General features: G+C 62.5%; 13 protein-coding genes. 7 read left to right on the top strand and 6 right to left on the bottom strand.

Annotation, left to right across the window (positions count from 1 at the left end):
• The first annotated feature begins 20 nt into the window (after positions 1-20).
• The 6 genes from J3P84_RS15380 to uxuA all read left to right on the top strand — a co-directional run bounded on the left by J3P84_RS15380 (position 21) and on the right by uxuA (position 7,369).
• The gene (locus tag J3P84_RS15380) at positions 21-1,022 is read left to right on the top strand and encodes a sugar kinase (RefSeq protein WP_434631345.1); all 1,002 of its coding nucleotides are present in this window, start codon (positions 21-23) and stop codon (positions 1,020-1,022) included.
• Positions 1,023-1,025: 3 nt separating this feature from the next.
• Positions 1,026-2,237: a D-mannonate dehydratase ManD gene (gene manD, locus J3P84_RS15375; protein ID WP_434624111.1), complete on the top strand. Its 1,212-nt coding sequence runs from the start codon at positions 1,026-1,028 to the stop codon at positions 2,235-2,237.
• Positions 2,238-2,292: 55 nt separating this feature from the next.
• Positions 2,293-3,324: a Zn-dependent oxidoreductase gene (locus tag J3P84_RS15370; RefSeq protein ID WP_434624109.1), complete on the top strand. Its 1,032-nt coding sequence runs from the start codon at positions 2,293-2,295 to the stop codon at positions 3,322-3,324.
• A 78-nt stretch (positions 3,325-3,402) separates the two neighbouring features.
• A complete protein-coding gene (locus J3P84_RS15365) occupies positions 3,403-4,695 on the top strand; it encodes an MFS transporter (protein ID WP_434568715.1) in 1,293 nt (430 codons plus the stop codon).
• Between the two features lie 12 nt (positions 4,696-4,707).
• A complete protein-coding gene (locus tag J3P84_RS15360) occupies positions 4,708-6,165 on the top strand; it encodes a mannitol dehydrogenase family protein (protein ID WP_434624107.1) in 1,458 nt (485 codons plus the stop codon).
• A gap of 16 nt (positions 6,166-6,181) precedes the next feature.
• On the top strand, positions 6,182-7,369 hold the full coding sequence (gene uxuA, locus J3P84_RS15355) for a mannonate dehydratase (protein WP_434624105.1): 1,188 nt from the start codon (positions 6,182-6,184) through the stop codon (positions 7,367-7,369).
• Between the two features lie 753 nt (positions 7,370-8,122).
• Here uxuA and J3P84_RS15350 read toward each other — a convergent pair.
• The 6 genes from J3P84_RS15350 to J3P84_RS15325 all read right to left on the bottom strand — a co-directional run bounded on the left by J3P84_RS15350 (position 8,123) and on the right by J3P84_RS15325 (position 14,795).
• Positions 8,123-8,836 (bottom strand): FadR/GntR family transcriptional regulator, encoded by a 714-nt coding sequence (locus J3P84_RS15350; RefSeq protein ID WP_434624103.1) that lies wholly within the window; start codon positions 8,834-8,836, stop codon positions 8,123-8,125.
• Between the two features lie 82 nt (positions 8,837-8,918).
• A complete protein-coding gene (locus tag J3P84_RS15345) occupies positions 8,919-10,448 on the bottom strand; it encodes a UxaA family hydrolase (protein ID WP_434624101.1) in 1,530 nt (509 codons plus the stop codon).
• Between the two features lie 17 nt (positions 10,449-10,465).
• The gene (locus J3P84_RS15340) at positions 10,466-11,476 is read right to left on the bottom strand and encodes a zinc-binding alcohol dehydrogenase family protein (protein ID WP_434624100.1); all 1,011 of its coding nucleotides are present in this window, start codon (positions 11,474-11,476) and stop codon (positions 10,466-10,468) included.
• A 392-nt stretch (positions 11,477-11,868) separates the two neighbouring features.
• A complete protein-coding gene (locus J3P84_RS15335; protein WP_434624098.1) occupies positions 11,869-12,825 on the bottom strand; it encodes a diguanylate cyclase in 957 nt (318 codons plus the stop codon).
• Positions 12,826-12,828: 3 nt separating this feature from the next.
• Positions 12,829-13,788, bottom strand: a complete 960-nt coding sequence (locus J3P84_RS15330; RefSeq protein ID WP_434631343.1) for a response regulator — start codon at positions 13,786-13,788, stop codon at positions 12,829-12,831.
• A 185-nt stretch (positions 13,789-13,973) separates the two neighbouring features.
• The gene (locus tag J3P84_RS15325; protein ID WP_434624096.1) at positions 13,974-14,795 is read right to left on the bottom strand and encodes a helix-turn-helix transcriptional regulator; all 822 of its coding nucleotides are present in this window, start codon (positions 14,793-14,795) and stop codon (positions 13,974-13,976) included.
• 97 nt (positions 14,796-14,892) lie between these two features.
• Between J3P84_RS15325 and J3P84_RS15320 the strand changes: the two genes are divergently transcribed.
• Complete coding sequence (locus J3P84_RS15320) at positions 14,893-15,849, top strand: threonine dehydratase (RefSeq protein WP_434604597.1); 957 nt, start codon at positions 14,893-14,895, stop codon at positions 15,847-15,849.
• The last annotated feature ends 88 nt before the right edge of the window (positions 15,850-15,937 follow it).

Genomic DNA, 15,937 nt, shown 5'->3' with positions numbered 1-15,937 from the left:
AACAAGAAAGGCGCGTAATGATGGATTTGACACTCAACCATGGCCCGGACACCCGCTTCCCCCGACCGCTGAAGGTCGCGCTGGTGGGTGAGTGCATGATCGAGGTGCGCGGCGGGCCGGATGCCGAGATCACGCAGACCTTCGGTGGCGATACGCTTAACACCGCGGTCTACCTGGCCCGATTGAATCCACGTGGCGCTGTCGCCGTGGACTACATGACCGCGGTGGGCAACGACGCATTCAGCGCGGCCATGCGCCAGTCCTGGCTGGACGAAGGTATTGGCGATGCGCATGTCCGGGTGATTGAAGACGCGCTGCCGGGGTTGTACTTCATCCAGACCGATCCACACGGCGAGCGGCGGTTCCTCTACTGGCGCGGGGAAGCGGCGGCGCGGCGCATGTTCGAAGGCGCCGAGGCCGAGGCCGTGCTCGCTGCGCTGGCCGATTACGACTATGTCTACCTGAGCGGCATCACCCTGGCGATCCTCCTGCCGGAGGGGCGCGAGCGCCTGATCCATGCCTTGCACCGGGCTCGCCGGGCGGGCACGCGTATCGTCTTCGATAACAACTACCGTCCCCACCTTTGGCCCAACCCTGAAACGGCTCGGCAGGCCTATCGCGATCTGCTGCACCTGAGCGACCTGGCGCTGGTGACTTGGGAAGACGACGCGAGCCTGTTCGGCTACCACGACCCTGATGCCTTGTTCAGCGCCTACGCCGAGGCGGGAGTCCGCGAAGTCGCCCTCAAGCGTGGCGCGGCCAGTTGCCTGATCCAGTGTCCCGAGGGGCGTTTCGAAGTGCCCGCACAGACCGTCGCGCAGGTCATCGACACCACCGCTGCCGGTGATTCGTTCAACGCTGCGTACCTGGCCTGCCATCTGCGCGGTGGTGATCCGCAGCAGGCCGCCCGCTGGGGCCATCGCCTGGCTGCCGAGGTCGTCCAGTACCGGGGCGCGCTGATTCCGCAGGCGGCCATGCCGAGCATGGGCACGTCCTCACTTCCTTTTGTCGAACAGGTCTGACTTATGAAAATCGTTGAAGCGCGTGTCATTGTTACCTGCCCGGGGCGCAACCTGGTCACGTTGAAGATTGTCACCGACGAAGGCATCTACGGCATCGGCGATGCCACGTTGAATGGCCGCGAACTGGCCGTCGTCGCGTATCTGGAAGAGCACGTTCTTCCTGCGTTGATCGGCCGCGATGCCCATCGCATCGAGGACATCTGGCAATACCTCTATCGCGGCGCTTATTGGCGCCGGGGGCCGGTGACCATGACGGCCATCGCCGCCGTCGACGTGGCGCTCTGGGACATCAAGGCCAAGGCCGCGAACATGCCGCTGTACCAATTGCTAGGCGGCAAGAGCCGTGAGCGGGTGATGGTCTACGGGCACGCCACCGGCAAGGACATCGAAGGCTGCCTGGACGAAGTCGCCCGTCATGTCGAGCTGGGCTACAAGGCCGTGCGGGTGCAATGCGGAGTCCCGGGCATTGCCACGACGTACGGGGTCGCCAAACGCAGTGGCGAGCGTTACGAGCCGGCCGACAGCGACCTGCCCGCGGAACACGTCTGGGACACCGCCAAATACCTCAATTACGTACCCAAGCTGTTTGCCGCCGTGCGCGAACGTTTTGGCGACGACCTGCACATTCTCCACGACGTGCATCATCGCCTGACGCCCATCGAGGCCGGGCGCCTGGGCAAGGCCGTGGAACCGTACAACCTGTTCTGGCTGGAAGACTGCACGCCGGCGGAAAACCAGCAGAGCTTCCGCCTGATCCGCCAGCACACCACCACGCCGCTGGCGGTGGGCGAGGTGTTCAACTCGATCCATGACTGCCGCGAACTGATCCAGGAACAGTTGATCGACTACATCCGCACGACGCTGGCGCATGCCGGCGGCATTACCCACGTGCGGCGAATTGCCGATTTCGCCGCGCTGTTCCAGGTGCGTACCGGTTTTCACGGGGCCACCGACCTGTCACCAGTGTGCATGGGCGCGGCCCTGCATTTCGATACGTGGGTGCCGAACTTCGGCATCCAGGAACACATGCCTCACGAAGACCGCATCGATGAGGTCTTCCCTCATGCGTATCGCTTCGAGGACGGCCATTTCACCCCGGGCGAAACGCCAGGGCATGGCGTCGATATCGATGAAGAGCTTGCCCGCCAATACCCCTACAAACGCGCCAGCCTGCCGGTCAACCGTCTTGAAGACGGCACGCTGTGGCATTGGTGAAACGGTTTCAACCCATTCAAGGAAACGGGACGAATGTCCCGCCAGGAGTCATCCGATGAAAGCGTTCCAGGTAAGAGCACCCTTCGAGTTCGGCCTGGCCCAGGTCGACCGCCCCGAGGTCGCTCGTGGCGAGGTGCTGGTCGATGTGGCGTATGCCGGCATCTGTGGCTCGGACATGCACATCATTCACGGGCAGAACGCATTCGTGCGTTTCCCCAGGGTCACCGGCCATGAATTCTCCGGAGTGATCCGGCAGGTCGGTGAAGGTGTCGAGCACCTCCAGACAGGCGACCGGGTGTGCATCGATCCGGTGATCAGTTGCGGCACCTGTTATCCCTGCCGCATTGGGCGGCCGAACGTCTGCACGCGGCTGCAAGTGATCGGCGTGCATCGTGACGGCGGCTTCAGCGAGCAGGTCTGCGTCCCGGCCGAGAACGCCCACCGCTTGCCCGATTTGATGTCCCTCAGCCACGGCGCCCTGGTGGAGCCTTATTCCATTGCCCTGAACGTGCTCGATCGGATGCAGCCGCAGCCGGGTGACAGCGTGTTGATCTACGGCGCCGGCGTGATCGGCCTGACCCTGGTGCAAATGGCCCGGGCGCTGGGAATGACCGACATCACCGTGACCGATGTCATCGACAGCCGCCTGGAGACAGCGCGTGCGCTGGGCGCCAGTCGGACCCTCAACGGCCAGCAAGTCGATGTCGAAGCGCTGATGCGTGAGCACACCCAGGGCGAGGGCGTGCCGTTGATCGTCGATGCTGCCTGCATTCCGGCGCTGATGCCGCAGATGGTGCGCCTGGCCTCGCCGGCCGGGCGCATCGGATTGCTCGGCTTCAATGCCACGCCCAGCGATCTGGTGCAGTTGGAAATGATCAAGAAGGAATTGACCCTGGTCGGTTCCAGGCTCAACAACCGCAAGTTTGCGCGGGTGATCGAACTGATCGCCAGCGACAAATTGCAGGTCCAGGACCTGATCAGCCATCGCGTCAGCTTCGATGAAATGCCCGGCGCCATCGACCTGATCGAGAAGCACCCCGAGCAAACCCGAAAAGTCCTGGTGGAGCTGACGGGCGCCCTTCACTGAGCCGTCTGCATCACCGGTTTCATCGTGCCTGTCATGGGCACCCTCACCGAATAAACACAACAAGCGGGAGGTTCCACCATGTTTGGTCAAGGACGTAGCTTAATCATCATCATGCTGTTCCTGGCCGGGGTGATCAATTACCTCGACCGGTCGGCATTGTCTGTGGCGGCGCCGTTCATCCAGAAGGACTACGGTCTGAGTACGGGTGAGATGGGCATGATCTTCAGCAGCTTTTTCGTCGGTTATGCCGCCTTCAACTTCATCGGTGGCTGGGCCGCCGACCGTTATGGCGCCAAGACCACGTTGCTGCTGGCCATGGTCCTGTGGTCGTTGTTCAGCGGCCTCACGGTGCTGACGGTGGGCTTCGCGTCGCTGGTGCTCATCCGGATCCTGTTCGGCATGGGCGAAGGTCCGCTGAGCGTCACCACCAGCAAGATGGTGAACAACTGGTACACCCCCAAGCGCCGGGCACGAGCCCTCGGTGCCTCGATGTCCGGCACGCCGCTGGGCGGGGCGATTTCCGGTCCGGTGGTGGGCTTCATTGCGGTCACCTACGGCTGGAAGGTGTCGTTCATCATCATCATGCTGGTCGGCCTGATCTGGGCGGCAATCTGGTACAAGTTCGTCAAGGAAAAGCCCGAGGGCGAGGGCGCCGAGGATATCCTGCGGGCCGAGGGGCAGAGCGAGCTGGCGTCGCAACCGGTATTCCCGCTGCGGTTCTACCTCAAGCAGCCGACGGTGCTGTTCACCTCCCTGGCGTTCTTTTCCTATAACTACACGCTGTTCTTCTTCCTGACCTGGTTCCCCAGTTATCTCACCATGGCCCACGGCCTGAACGTCAAGGACATGAGCATCGCCACGGTCATCCCCTGGCTGCTGGGCTTCCTGGGTCTGGCATTGGGTGGGTTCATTTCCGACTTCGTGTTCAAGAAGACCGGGCGGATCATGTTCTCGCGCAAAGTCGTGCTGGTGACTTGCCTGTTGGCCTGCGCCGGTTGCATCGGCGTCGCCGGGGTGGTGAAGACGCTGTATCCGGCCGTCATCCTGGTGGCGCTGGCGGTGTTTTTCCTCTACCTCACCGGCGCGATCTATTGGGCGATCATCCAGGATACAGTGCCTGCGGCGCGTGTCGGCGGCGTCAGTGGCTTCATGCATTTCCTGGCCAACACCTCGGGCATCATCGGGCCGACCCTGACCGGGTTCATCGTCCAGTTCACCGGCTCGTTCACCAGCGCGTTCCTGCTGGCGGGCCTGCTGACCATCATCGGCGCGCTGTGCGTGGCGCGTTACGTCAAGCCGCTGGCGGTGGCAGGTGTCGCGCCGCAGGCCGATGCAGGCGTCCAGCCGCGTCCAGCCCTCGACCATCCCTGAAGGAGGATAGCCATGTCGCTCAACCAACGCGTTCCCGCCACTGGCCAGGCCCGCGAGATCGGCATCGTGCACCTGGGCCTGGGGGCCTTTCACCGGGCGCATCAGGCGGTGTACCTGCAACGCAATCTCAATCGCCACGGCGACAGCGACTGGGGCTTGTGCAGCGCCAACCTGCGCTCCAATCACGCTTTGGTCGAGCAATTGCGCGAGCAGGACGGTCGTTACCATGTGGCGGAGTATCGTGACCGCGAGCAGGTGACGCTGCGGGAAATCGGCGTGTTGCGCGAGGCCTTGTATGCGGGCGAGGGCGGTCAGGAGCTGGAGCAGTTGTTGCAACGCATGGCCGCGCCGCAGACGCGGATCGTCACGCTCACCGTCACTGAAAAAGGCTACTGCCTGAGCCCTTCTTCAGGGCAGTTGCGCCGTGAGGATCCGACAATTGCCCATGACATCGCCCATCCGCGGGCGCCGCGCTCGGCGCCCGGCATCGTACTGGAAGCCCTGCGTCGTCGTCGCGCCGCGGGCGTCCCGGCGTTTACCGTGTTGTGCTGTGACAACATGCCCGACAACGGCCAGCGCACCCGCCAGGCGGTAAGCGCATTGGCGGCGTTGCAGGATCAGGCGCTGGCGCAGTGGATCGAGCAACAGGTGGCATTTCCCAGCTGCATGGTCGACCGCATCGTGCCGGCGATGGACGAGGAGTCGTTCGCCCGGCTGGCGCAACAATTGGACTGCCACGACCGCGCCGCCGTGGTCTGTGAAAGCTTCAGCCAGTGGGTGATCGAGGACCACTTTCCCCTTGGTCGACCGGACTGGGAAGCCGAAGGCGTGCAGATGGTCGACGATGTGCGCCCGTTCGAAACCATGAAATTGCGCATGCTCAACGGCAGCCATTCGTTGCTGGCCTATGTGGGGCTGCTGGCCGGGCATGAGTCAGTCTTCGAGGCTGTCAGCGATGTAAGGCTGGCGCATTTCATCGAGCGCTACATGACCGAGGAAGCTGCGCCCTCGCTGGACATGCCGGCAGGAATCGACCTGTTGGTTTACGGTCGCGACCTGCTGGCGCGCTTCGCCAATGACAGCCTGCAACACCGCTTGCGCCAGATTGCCATGGACGGTTCGCAAAAACTGCCGCAACGCTGGTTGCTTGGCGCAGAGCAATTGCTCGACCAAGGGCGCGGCATCGACTGCACCGCGCTGGGAATTGCCGCCTGGATTCATTACTGCACGCAGCCGTTGCCCGGCCGACCGGCGCATGTGGTTGACGACCCGCTGAGCGCAACCTTTGCCGACGTTGCGGGACGCTTCGACGGCGCATCGCGGGTCGATGCTTTTCTCGACCTGGAAGAAGTCTTCCCGCCGGCGCTGTCGGCTCGCGCCGTATTTCGCGACGCCGTGCACCACGCCTATGACGCCTTGACCCGCGATGGCGTCGACAGCCTGTTGCACACCTTTGCCGCACCCAACTGATAACAAGGAGAAGAACATGGAACAGACATGGCGTTGGTTTGGCCCCAAAGATCCGATTTCCCTGGCAGACGTTCGCCAGACCGGTGCGACCGGCATCGTCACCGCGTTGCACGAGATTCCCAATGGCCAGGTCTGGCCGGTGGACGCCATCGCGGCGCGCAAGGCGCTGATCGAAGCGGCCGGCTTGACCTGGTCGGTGGTGGAAAGCATTCCGGTGCACGAAGACATCAAGCGCGGCTGCGGCCGTCGTGACGAGTACATCGCCAACTACCAGCAAAGCGTGCGTAACCTGGCGAGCTGCGGTATCGATATCGTCTGCTACAACTTCATGCCGGTGCTGGACTGGACCCGCACCGACCTGACGTATGAACTGGCGGATGGCGGTTGGGCCTTGCGCTTCGACCAGACTGCGTTCGCCGCCTTCGACCTGTTCATCCTCCAGCGGCCGGGAGCGCAAGACGAGTACAGCGCCGAGGATATCCGGCAGGCCAAGGCCTATTTCGAACAACTGTCGCCGGCCGGGCGCGAAGCTTTGGTCGATACCCTGATCGCTGGATTGCCCGGCGCCGAAGAACACTACAGCCTGGACAAATTCCGCGAGTTGCTGCGTACCTACGCCGACATCGACGAGGCCAGGTTGCGTGAGCACCTGGGGTATTTTTTGCGCGCGGTGATTCCGGTTGCGGAGGAGGTGGGCGTGCGCATGGCGATCCATCCGGACGACCCGCCCCGGGCATTGCTCGGGCTGCCGCGCATTCTTTCTACCGCCGAAGACGCCCAATGGTTGCTGGATGCCGCGCCAAGCCCGGCCAATGGCCTGACGTTCTGTACCGGCTCCTATGGCGTGCGTGAGGACAACGACCTGGTGGCGATGGCCAGGCAATTTGCGCCGTTCATCTACTTCACTCACCTGCGTTCGACCCGTCGGGAAGCCGATCCACGCAGCTTTCATGAAGCTCATCACCTGGCTGGGGACGTCGATATGGTCGGGGTCATCAGTGCCCTGGTGGCCGAAGAGCGCCGGCGCGAGCGAGAAGGCGGCCCGCGCTTGCCGCTGCGTCCAGATCATGGGCATCAGTTGCTCGACGACCAGCATCGCAAGAGCAATCCCGGCTACTCCCTGATCGGCCGCCTCAAGGGCCTGGCGGAAATCCGCGGCGTGGAACTGGCCGTGCGCCGACAACTGGACCAAACAGCACACTAAATCCCGAGCAACACCCCGTGGCGAGGGAGCTTGCTCCCGCTGGGCTGCGCAGCAGTCCTGAACCCAGGCACCTCGGTGCATCAGGCAAGTCGTATTCAACCGGATTGGGGGCGCTGCGCACCCCAGCGGGAGCAAGCTCCCTCGCCACAAAAGCGGTACCAGCATCAAGCGAGGCAAGCGTCAGGACGCCGGGGCTTTTGTGGCGAGGGGATTTATCCCCGCTGGGCTGCGCAGCAGTCCTGAACCCAGGCACCTCGGTGCATCAGGCCAATCGTATTCAACCGGTTTGGGGGCGCTGCGCACCCCAGCGGGAGCAAGCTCCCTCGCCACAAAAGCGGTACCAGCATCAATTGAGGCAAGCGTCAGGACGCGGGGGCTTTTGTGGCGAGGGGGTTTATCCCCGCTGGGCTGCGCAGCAGCCCCTGAAACAGGCACCTCGGTGCATCAGGCAAATCGCGTTCAACCGGATTGGGGTCGCTGCGCAACCCAGCGGAAGCAAGCCCCCTCGCCACAAAAGCGGGTACCAGCATCAATCGAGGCAAACGTCAGGACGCCGGGGCTTTTGTGGCGAGGGGATTTATCCCCGCTGGGCTGCGCAGCAGTCCTGAACCCAGGCACCTCGGTGCATCAGGCAAATCGTATTCAACCGGTTTGGGGTCGCTGCGCACCCCAGCGGGGATAAATCCCCTCGCCACAGTTCCACCATGTCCCCGGACCAAACAGTTCTGTGTTCAGAGGATTGAACGGGTGGGGCTAGTCGGCGGGGGCTTCAGGTTCGAGCGCCCGCAGCCAGCGGTTTTCCGAGCGGCTCAGGTGCTGGCGCATCGAGGTTTGGGCGCCGAGCACATCCTTGCCGGCTACGGCGTGCAGGATTGCTTCATGTTCGACGACTGCCGCCTCCCACGTCAGTGCGTTCTCCGCGTGTTTGCTCAGGTGCGCCGAAATCGGATTGTGACGTTCATCGAACAGGGCGGTGATGATCCGCACCAGGGCGGAGTTGCCGCTCATTTTCGCCAGGCGCTGATGAAATCTGCGGTCATCCTCCAACGGCGGCAGACCACTGGCGATGCTCGCGCGCATGGCATCGATGCATTCCTGCAGGTAGCGGTAGTCGCTTTTCTTGCCATGCAGACACGCCAGGATCACCGACTCGCCCTCGATCAAGGCACGAGCCTGCATGAGTTCCGAGGGACTCTCGCCCAAGGTCATGCTCGGTTTTTTTGCATCGCCGGACCTGGCCCGTACGTACACGCCGGAGCCCATCTTGATCTCGATGTCGCCGTCGATTTCCAGGGCGATCAGCGCCTCGCGAAGGGACGGCCTGGAAACCCCGAGAAGCTGGGTCAAATCTCGCTCGGGGGGAAGTCTTGCGCCCGTCTTGAACTCCCCCTCGGCAATGTAGTTGCGCAGTTGATCAGCGATTTTCTGGTACGGCTTGCGTTCGGCGGGATTGATCGGTGAGACCATGGGTGGGCGTCCATCTGAGAGTCCGCAAAGGCTACCATAGCCGCTTGATCGTGTTCATTGATGTGGGAAAGAGTGCAACGACTCACATCACCGCACCGATCTGCCAGGGCAGGAATTCGTTATCGCCCAGGCCGTTTTCCTCGCTGCGGGTGCGGCTTCCGGAAGCGGCCTGCAGCATCAACCGGAACAACCGTTCACCGGCCTCGGCCACCGATTCCACACCGTCGACAATGCCACCCGCGTTGAAGTCCATGTCCAGCTCCATGTGCTGGAACAGGCGGGTGTTGGTGGCTATCTTCAGGGAGGGCGTGGGCTTGCAGCCGTAGGTCGAGCCGCGACCCGTGGTGAAGCAGATGAGATTGGCGCCGCCGGCCACCTGGCCGGTCGCGGACACCGGGTCGTAGCCGGGCGTGTCCATGAACACCAGGCCCCGGGTATCGATTTTTTCAGCGTAGTGATAGACCCCCATCAGCCCGGTCGAGCCGGCTTTTGCCACCGCGCCCAGGGATTTTTCCAGAATGGTGGTGATTCCTCCGGCCTTGTTGCCCGGTGACGGGTTGTTGTTCATGTCGCCGTCGTTGTGTTGCACATAGGTTTCCCACCAATGGATGCGCTCCATCAGTTTCGCCGCGATGTCGGCGGACGCGGCGCGGGCTGTCAGCAGGTGCTCGGCGCCGTAGATCTCCGGGGTTTCCGAAAGGATCGCGGTGCCGCCCTGTTGCACCAGCAGGTCCACGGCCGCGCCGAGCGCCGGATTGGCCGTGATGCCTGAGTAGCCATCCGAGCCGCCACATTGCAGACCGACGCACAGGTGGCTGGCGGCTACGGTCGTGCGCCGGCATTGGTTGACGATGGGCAGCATCGCTTCAATCGCGGCAATACCACGTTGCACGGCTTCGCGGGTGCCGCCTTCGTCCTGAATGATCAGGCTGGCCTTGAGTGCAGCGCGGCGATCGCCCAGTTCATCCATGAGCGGGGTGAGTTGGTTGACCTCGCAACCGAGGCCGATCAACAGCACCCCGGCGAAATTGGCGTGATCGGCATACCCGCGCAAGGTGCGCTTGAGGATGTCGATGCCTTCACCCTTGGCGCCCATGCCACAACCGCTGCCATGGGTGATTGCGACGACGCCGTCGACGTTGGGGAAGTCTTTCAGCCGCTCGGAGGAAAAGGCCTTGGCGATGTGCTTGCAGACGGTCGCCGAGCAGTTGACGCTGGAAATCACGCCAATGTAGTTGCGCGTGCCGACGCGTCCATCGTCACGCAGATAACCTTCGAACGTAGCGGGGCGAGCGCTCGGCAATGTGGGCACATAGACGTACCGAACGCTGTGTTCGGCATTGGTCGCAGACATGTCCAGGTTGTGCACGTGGACGTGATCGCCGGGCTCTATGTCTCGAGTTGACTGGCCGATAGTCTGCCCGTATTTAAGTACCCGATGGCCGGCCGACACCGGGCGCAGGGCGATCTTGTGACCGGATGGAATCGGTTGTCGGGCGATCAGCGTGATGCCATCGGCGCTGAGGCTTTGACCTTCGGGAATGTCGCCCCGGGCTACGGCAACATCGTCACCGGACGCCAGGACAAGCAAGGTGGAAGCAGGCAGGTTCATACGGTGTCCTCCGTTGCCTAGCACTCGATGATTGCCTTGACCACACCCTGGTTGGGGTCGAGCAATGTGGAGAAGGAGCGGGCCACGTCGCTCAGCAGCAACCGATGGGTGTTCAGGGCTGCATCGGGAATCAAGCCCTCGCGCAAACATTGCTCGACATACTGGAAATCTTCCCGGGTGGCGTTGCGGCTGCCCATCAGCGTGGCTTCACGCTTGTGGAACTCAGGATCGGAGAAAGTAATCGAGTCCCGTACCACCGAGATCATCACGTAGGTGCCACCGTGGGCGATGAATTCGAATCCGCGCTCCATCGCCCTGGCGTTGCCGGTGGCATCGAATACCACGTCGAAGAAGTCGCCCCCGGTCAGTTCGGCCAAGGCCTGCTTGTCGCTTTCGCCGATGTGCACGGCCGCGTGGATATCCAGATGTTCCTTGCAGAACGCCAGGCGATCCTGGCGGGTATCCAGTACGGTGACTTTCGCCCCGCGCAGGCTCGCAAAGATCGCCGCCGCCATGCCGATCGGGCCGGTGCCGACCACCAGGGCGTGTTTGTCTGCCTGGACGTTCGAGCGACGTACGGCGTGGGCTCCGATGGAGAGAAATTCGATCATCGCCGCCTGGTCCAGGGAAACCCCCACGGCCTTGTGCACGAACTCCTGGGGGACGCTCAGGTATTGAGTGAAGGCGCCGTCGCAATGGACGCCCAGGACCTGGATGCGGGTGCAGCAGTTGGTCTTGCCTTGACGGCAGGCAACGCAAGTGCCGCAGGAGAGATAGGGCATCACATAGACGACATCACCGACAGCCAGGTCGCTGGAGGCGTCGCTGGCTTCGACGATTCCGGAGAACTCATGACCCATGACGCGCGGGTACTCGAGGAAGGGCTGGTTGCCGCTGAAAATATGCAGATCGGTGCCGCAGACGCCGACACGCTTGACTCGAATCAGGACCTCTCGCGGTTTCCTGACGGGCATTTCACGTTCGATGGCGGTTAGAGAACCGGGTTCGTTACAGACGACAGTCAGCATGTTGATGCTCCTTGGCTGGCGCGCAAGCGGAGGCTGGCTGCACGCGGTAGGAGGGGAAGTGAGCGCACGGCTGCCGGGACCGGGACGCTCTTTCTTGTTGTAGGCGCGCAGTGAGCTGCGCCGCTGATGTTGGCTCGAAACTACACGGCGGAAAAAATATTGGCAAGACCAATCAAATAAAAAGTAGATTGGACAGACCAGTTGTTAGCGAACGCAAACTCCGAAACCACCGCCATTCCCCTGTGGGAGCGAGCCTGCTCGCGATAGCAATCCATCAGCCAGCACAATGTTGAATGTGCCGCCGACTTCGCGAGCAGGCTCGCTCCCACAATTTGATTGGGAAGATAAGTTCCGAGCTGGCACGGATTTCCTGTGAAGGAAGGGGCGGTGGCTCAGTGGCCGTGAACCGTCACGCGATTGCGTCCGGTCTTTTTCGACGTATACAGCGCCTGGTCGGCCCTGGCGATCAGTTCGGCGTGGTCGTTGGCGGGCTGGCTCAGGTCGGCCACGCCCAGGCTGACGGTGAAGCGGATGTCCTGGCCGTTGTACTGCACCAGCGACTCTTCAACTGCCTTGCGCAGGCGCTCGGCGAAAATCTGCCCGCCGGCCGCGTCGGTGTCCGATAGCACCACGCCGAACTCTTCGCCGCCGTAACGCCCGGCGACGTCGGATTCGCGCACATGCTCGTGCAACAGTCGGGCGACTTGCTCGATGACCTTGTCGCCGGCCTGGTGACCGTAGGTGTCGTTGACCCGCTTGAAGTGATCGATGTCGAGCATCACCAGGCTCAGCGCATTGCCGTAGCGTTGATGGCGGGCGTAGGCGGCTTTCAGGCTGGCTTCCCAATGACCACGGTTGTACAGGCCGGTCAGGCGATCGGTGCTGGACAGCAATTGCAACTGTGCGTTGGCGGCCTGGATCTGATGGCGGTTGGTGGCAACGTCAGTGACGTCGTAGATCACCAGGCAGATGTGGTTGATCCGGTTGTCGGGCGAGCGCAGGGGCAGCAGTGTGGTGTTCTGGTACATGAACTCTTCCTGGCCGGTGATCGGCTGATAGCTCTTGAACCGCATCAGGTACGGGCGCTGCTCCCAGACCGTGAATGCCGGCGTGCCGAGGGTCGCGACGCTCTCGACCTTGCGGCTGAACCAGGGGCGATCGATTTCAGGAAACAGGCTGAAGAAGTTGCGGTTCTGGGCATCCTTGGGCTGCACGCCGGAGCGGTTCTCCATGAAGGTGTTCCAGACCTGTACGCGGTATTCGCGGTCAAGTACCACCACGCCGACGTCGATGCTCTGAACGATGGCCAGCAACCAGTGGAATTCGTTCAGATCGATGGATTCGCTCATGGCTCAGTTCATCAGGTAGGCGAGTTTGTGGGTCAGCCGCTCGATAGAGTCTTCCGTGAACAGCAGCAACAGGTCGAAGCGGATATCCTGGCCTTCCAGGCCATAGCTGATTTCCACCGCCAGGGTCTTTTTCCAGTGGACGCGGTTGGCGCGGATCAGTTCCTCGATTGCTGCATGCTGACCCAGGATCTGCGGATGCCCCTGGGAAAAAATCACGTCGATCTGTTCGGCGATGCTGCTCAGGCAAGCACCGATCAGGATGCTGGAAAGGTCCACCAGCATCTCCAGGTCCGAATAGTCGGCGCTCTCGCGCTGCATCAGTTGCCCGATGTCGGCGATCTCCGAGTCATGGAATATCAGCAGTGCTTCGCCGGCGATGCCGCTGCCGATAAAGCCTTGGCAGATGGCCGTGAGTTGCTGGGAGCTGCCGACGTCGTTCAGCGCCATGTGCAGTTCCCCGACTTCGAGGATGTTCACGTTCGGCACCGGCAATTGCACGAAGACGCCCAGGACCTTGGCAATCAGCGCCGCGGCCTGGCCGATGGCAACGTTGACTGTCTCGCGGAACGCATCCTGGAAACTGATGGCCGCGTTCGGTGCCGGTCGATTTTGCAGCGGAGCCTTGCCGGGTTGAGTCAGTAGACCCAGCCCGGTGAGTGTCTGGCGCAACTGGTTTTCGTCGAAAGGTTTTTTCAGGAACGCCAGCGCGCCCAGTTCATGCACCCGGCGTACCGCTTCATCCTGGACGTCGCCGGAAATCACAATGACCTGCGCTTTCAAGCCCTCGGCGCGCAAGGCACTCAGTACCTGATAACCATCCATCTCCGGCATGGTCAGGTCGAGCAGCACCACGTGACCGAGGCCCTGGCGTATGGCATCCATCGCCTGGCGACCGTTGACCGCCTCGGTGACTGAAACCGGCCAATCTTGCGGCAGCGCACGCAACACCTGCTTGCGCGCCATGGTGGAGTCGTCGCACACAACCAGGGAGATCAGCGACACAGGCGCACCCAACAAGACTCAACGGCGCAGATTCTTCGTACATCGATCATAGGCGGCAGCGGTCCTCTGATTCACGAATGGGGTGTATCCAGCACAACGTCCGGTGAGATGCTGTCCTTGAAAACTGGACCATTAAGTCAAGGACGTCAAATGCACTTCGTCATTTGACGCAATTGCGCCGGACTCACACCAAGGCGCTGCTTGAACGTCGTTGTCATGTGCGCTTGTGAGCTGAAACCGCAGGCGAGGGCGATTTCTGGCAGTGTGGCCGAGCAATCGCGTATCAGCGCCCGGGCCTTGGCGAGGCGTCGGTCGATGAGGTAGCCATGGGGGCTCTTGCCTGTCGCGGCCTTGAACGCACGCATGAAGTAGCCCTCGGACAGCCCCAGCAGCTGCGCCATCGCCGGTACGGCCAATGGCTGATCGAGGCCTGCGTCGATGAATTCATCCAGCAAGCGCATCCGGCTGTCGGTGAGGGAGCCTTGGGGCCTTGCCGACTTGGAGTTTTCCGCTGCCGCGCATTCGGCCAGTGCCAGGGCCCAAGCCTCCCAATCGTCGTCGATCGAACCGTGCAGGAGCGCGCGACGCATGCGCTGCGCGAGCGCAATGGCCCGAAGGTCGATGCGATTGTTGAAGGGGTGATCGCCTTCAAGCACGAACCCATCGGTGCGAATCAGGCGCAGGTATTCGCCGCCATGAGGTGACTCTGAATACACGTCGCACTGGGCCGGGACGAACGCCAGCCCGTTGGGCAGCGCATTGAAGGGCTGCACCCGGTCGCTGCCGATCGCATGCAAGCCGCGCTGGCTGTCGAACGCAAAACCGATCGCCGATTGGCTCGCGATGTAGCGCGCTGCATAGGCGCAGCCGGGGAGCAATTCGATCGCCCACGGCCCTGCCTCGATGCGACGGGTCGATTCAGTCTTGCGCGGCGGCTGTGGGCGGTTGCGATGGCTCATGGTGACCATAGTAGTGAAGCAGCGCCGGAAAAGTCAGGTCGGTTTTTTGAAAGCCGGGGCTCGGCGCCCCTGGCTAGACTGGACGAAATTCCAGGAGGCCATTCTCATGTACACATTGACGCTCGACGAGATTGAACAAGCGGCTCGGCAGGTCTATCAAGTCATGCCCGCCACCGCCCAGTACGCCTGGCCCTTGTTGGCGCAGCGGCTGGGATGCACGGTGTGGGTCAAGCACGAAAACCATACCCCCACCGGGGCTTTCAAGGTGCGTGGCGGCATTACCTTCATGCATTGGCTCAAGCGTGAGCACCCGCAAGCAAAGGGGATCGTCACCGCCACCCGTGGCAACCACGGCCAGAGCCTGGCGCTGTCGGCCAGCGCCTCGGGGCTGAAGGCGTTGATAGTGGTGCCGGAGGGTAACTCGATCGAAAAGAACAATGCCATGCGCGGCTTCGGCGGCGAAGTGATCGAATACGGCCGCGATTTCGATGAGGCCCGGGAGGAGGCGGCACGCCTGGCGCAAGCGCAGGGGCTGTTTCTCGTGCCGCCGTTTCATACCGAGCTGGTCAAGGGCGTCGCCACCTATGCCCTTGAGCTGTTCAAGGCTGTGCCCGACCTGGACACCGTCTACGTACCCATCGGCTGTGGCTCGGGGATTTGCGCAGTGATTGCCGCGCGCGATGCCCTGGGCTTGCAGACCCGGATCGTGGGGGTGGTCTCCACCGAGGCAACGGCTGCAAAAATGTCATTTGAAACCGGAGAAATCTGCGAAACCGCTTCGGCCAACACCTTCGCCGACGGCCTTGCCGTGCGCAGGCCGATTCCCGAAGCCTTGGCCATCTACCGCGCCGCGGCGGCGCGGATCGTGGCGGTCAGTGACCAGGAGATTGCCGAGGCCATGCGCGTCTATTACACCGACACCCATAACCTCGCCGAAGGTGCCGGCGCCGCGGCTCTGGCGGGGCTGATCCAGGAGCGTGGGTTGATGGAGGGGAAGAAGGTCGGGGTGGTGCTGTCCGGGGGCAATGTCGACAGGGCGGTGTATGCCGATGTGATTGGCTGACAGCCAAAGAATGGCCGGCTCGAAGGGGGGCGTTTGTGACTCTATTCCGGAAAGGTCATGAGTTGTCAGCGACGTTTCGGGTGCGTAA

Origin of the sequence: Pseudomonas sp. Z1-29, assembly GCF_051131995.1 — a bacterium.
Lineage (GTDB): Bacteria > Pseudomonadota > Gammaproteobacteria > Pseudomonadales > Pseudomonadaceae > Aquipseudomonas.
Note: the sequence above shows the minus strand (reverse complement) of the source record. Positions and strands in the feature narration are given on the sequence as shown.

Bases quoted from the DNA above. Each gene is read 5' to 3' on its own strand.
- J3P84_RS15380 (WP_434631345.1), top strand. From the start codon at position 21: ATGGATTTGACACTCAACCATGGCCCGGACACCCGCTTCCCCCGACCG.
- J3P84_RS15325 (WP_434624096.1), bottom strand. From the start codon at position 14,795: ATGGTCACCATGAGCCATCGCAACCGCCCACAGCCGCCGCGCAAGACT.
- J3P84_RS15340 (WP_434624100.1), bottom strand. From the start codon at position 11,476: ATGCTGACTGTCGTCTGTAACGAACCCGGTTCTCTAACCGCCATCGAA.
- J3P84_RS15335 (WP_434624098.1), bottom strand. From the start codon at position 12,825: ATGAGCGAATCCATCGATCTGAACGAATTCCACTGGTTGCTGGCCATC.
- manD (WP_434624111.1), top strand. From the start codon at position 1,026: ATGAAAATCGTTGAAGCGCGTGTCATTGTTACCTGCCCGGGGCGCAAC.
- J3P84_RS15345 (WP_434624101.1), bottom strand. From the start codon at position 10,448: ATGAACCTGCCTGCTTCCACCTTGCTTGTCCTGGCGTCCGGTGACGAT.
- J3P84_RS15370 (WP_434624109.1), top strand. From the start codon at position 2,293: ATGAAAGCGTTCCAGGTAAGAGCACCCTTCGAGTTCGGCCTGGCCCAG.
- uxuA (WP_434624105.1), top strand. From the start codon at position 6,182: ATGGAACAGACATGGCGTTGGTTTGGCCCCAAAGATCCGATTTCCCTG.
- J3P84_RS15350 (WP_434624103.1), bottom strand. From the start codon at position 8,836: ATGGTCTCACCGATCAATCCCGCCGAACGCAAGCCGTACCAGAAAATC.
- J3P84_RS15360 (WP_434624107.1), top strand. From the start codon at position 4,708: ATGTCGCTCAACCAACGCGTTCCCGCCACTGGCCAGGCCCGCGAGATC.
- J3P84_RS15320 (WP_434604597.1), top strand. From the start codon at position 14,893: ATGTACACATTGACGCTCGACGAGATTGAACAAGCGGCTCGGCAGGTC.
- J3P84_RS15365 (WP_434568715.1), top strand. From the start codon at position 3,403: ATGTTTGGTCAAGGACGTAGCTTAATCATCATCATGCTGTTCCTGGCC.
- J3P84_RS15330 (WP_434631343.1), bottom strand. From the start codon at position 13,788: ATGGCGCGCAAGCAGGTGTTGCGTGCGCTGCCGCAAGATTGGCCGGTT.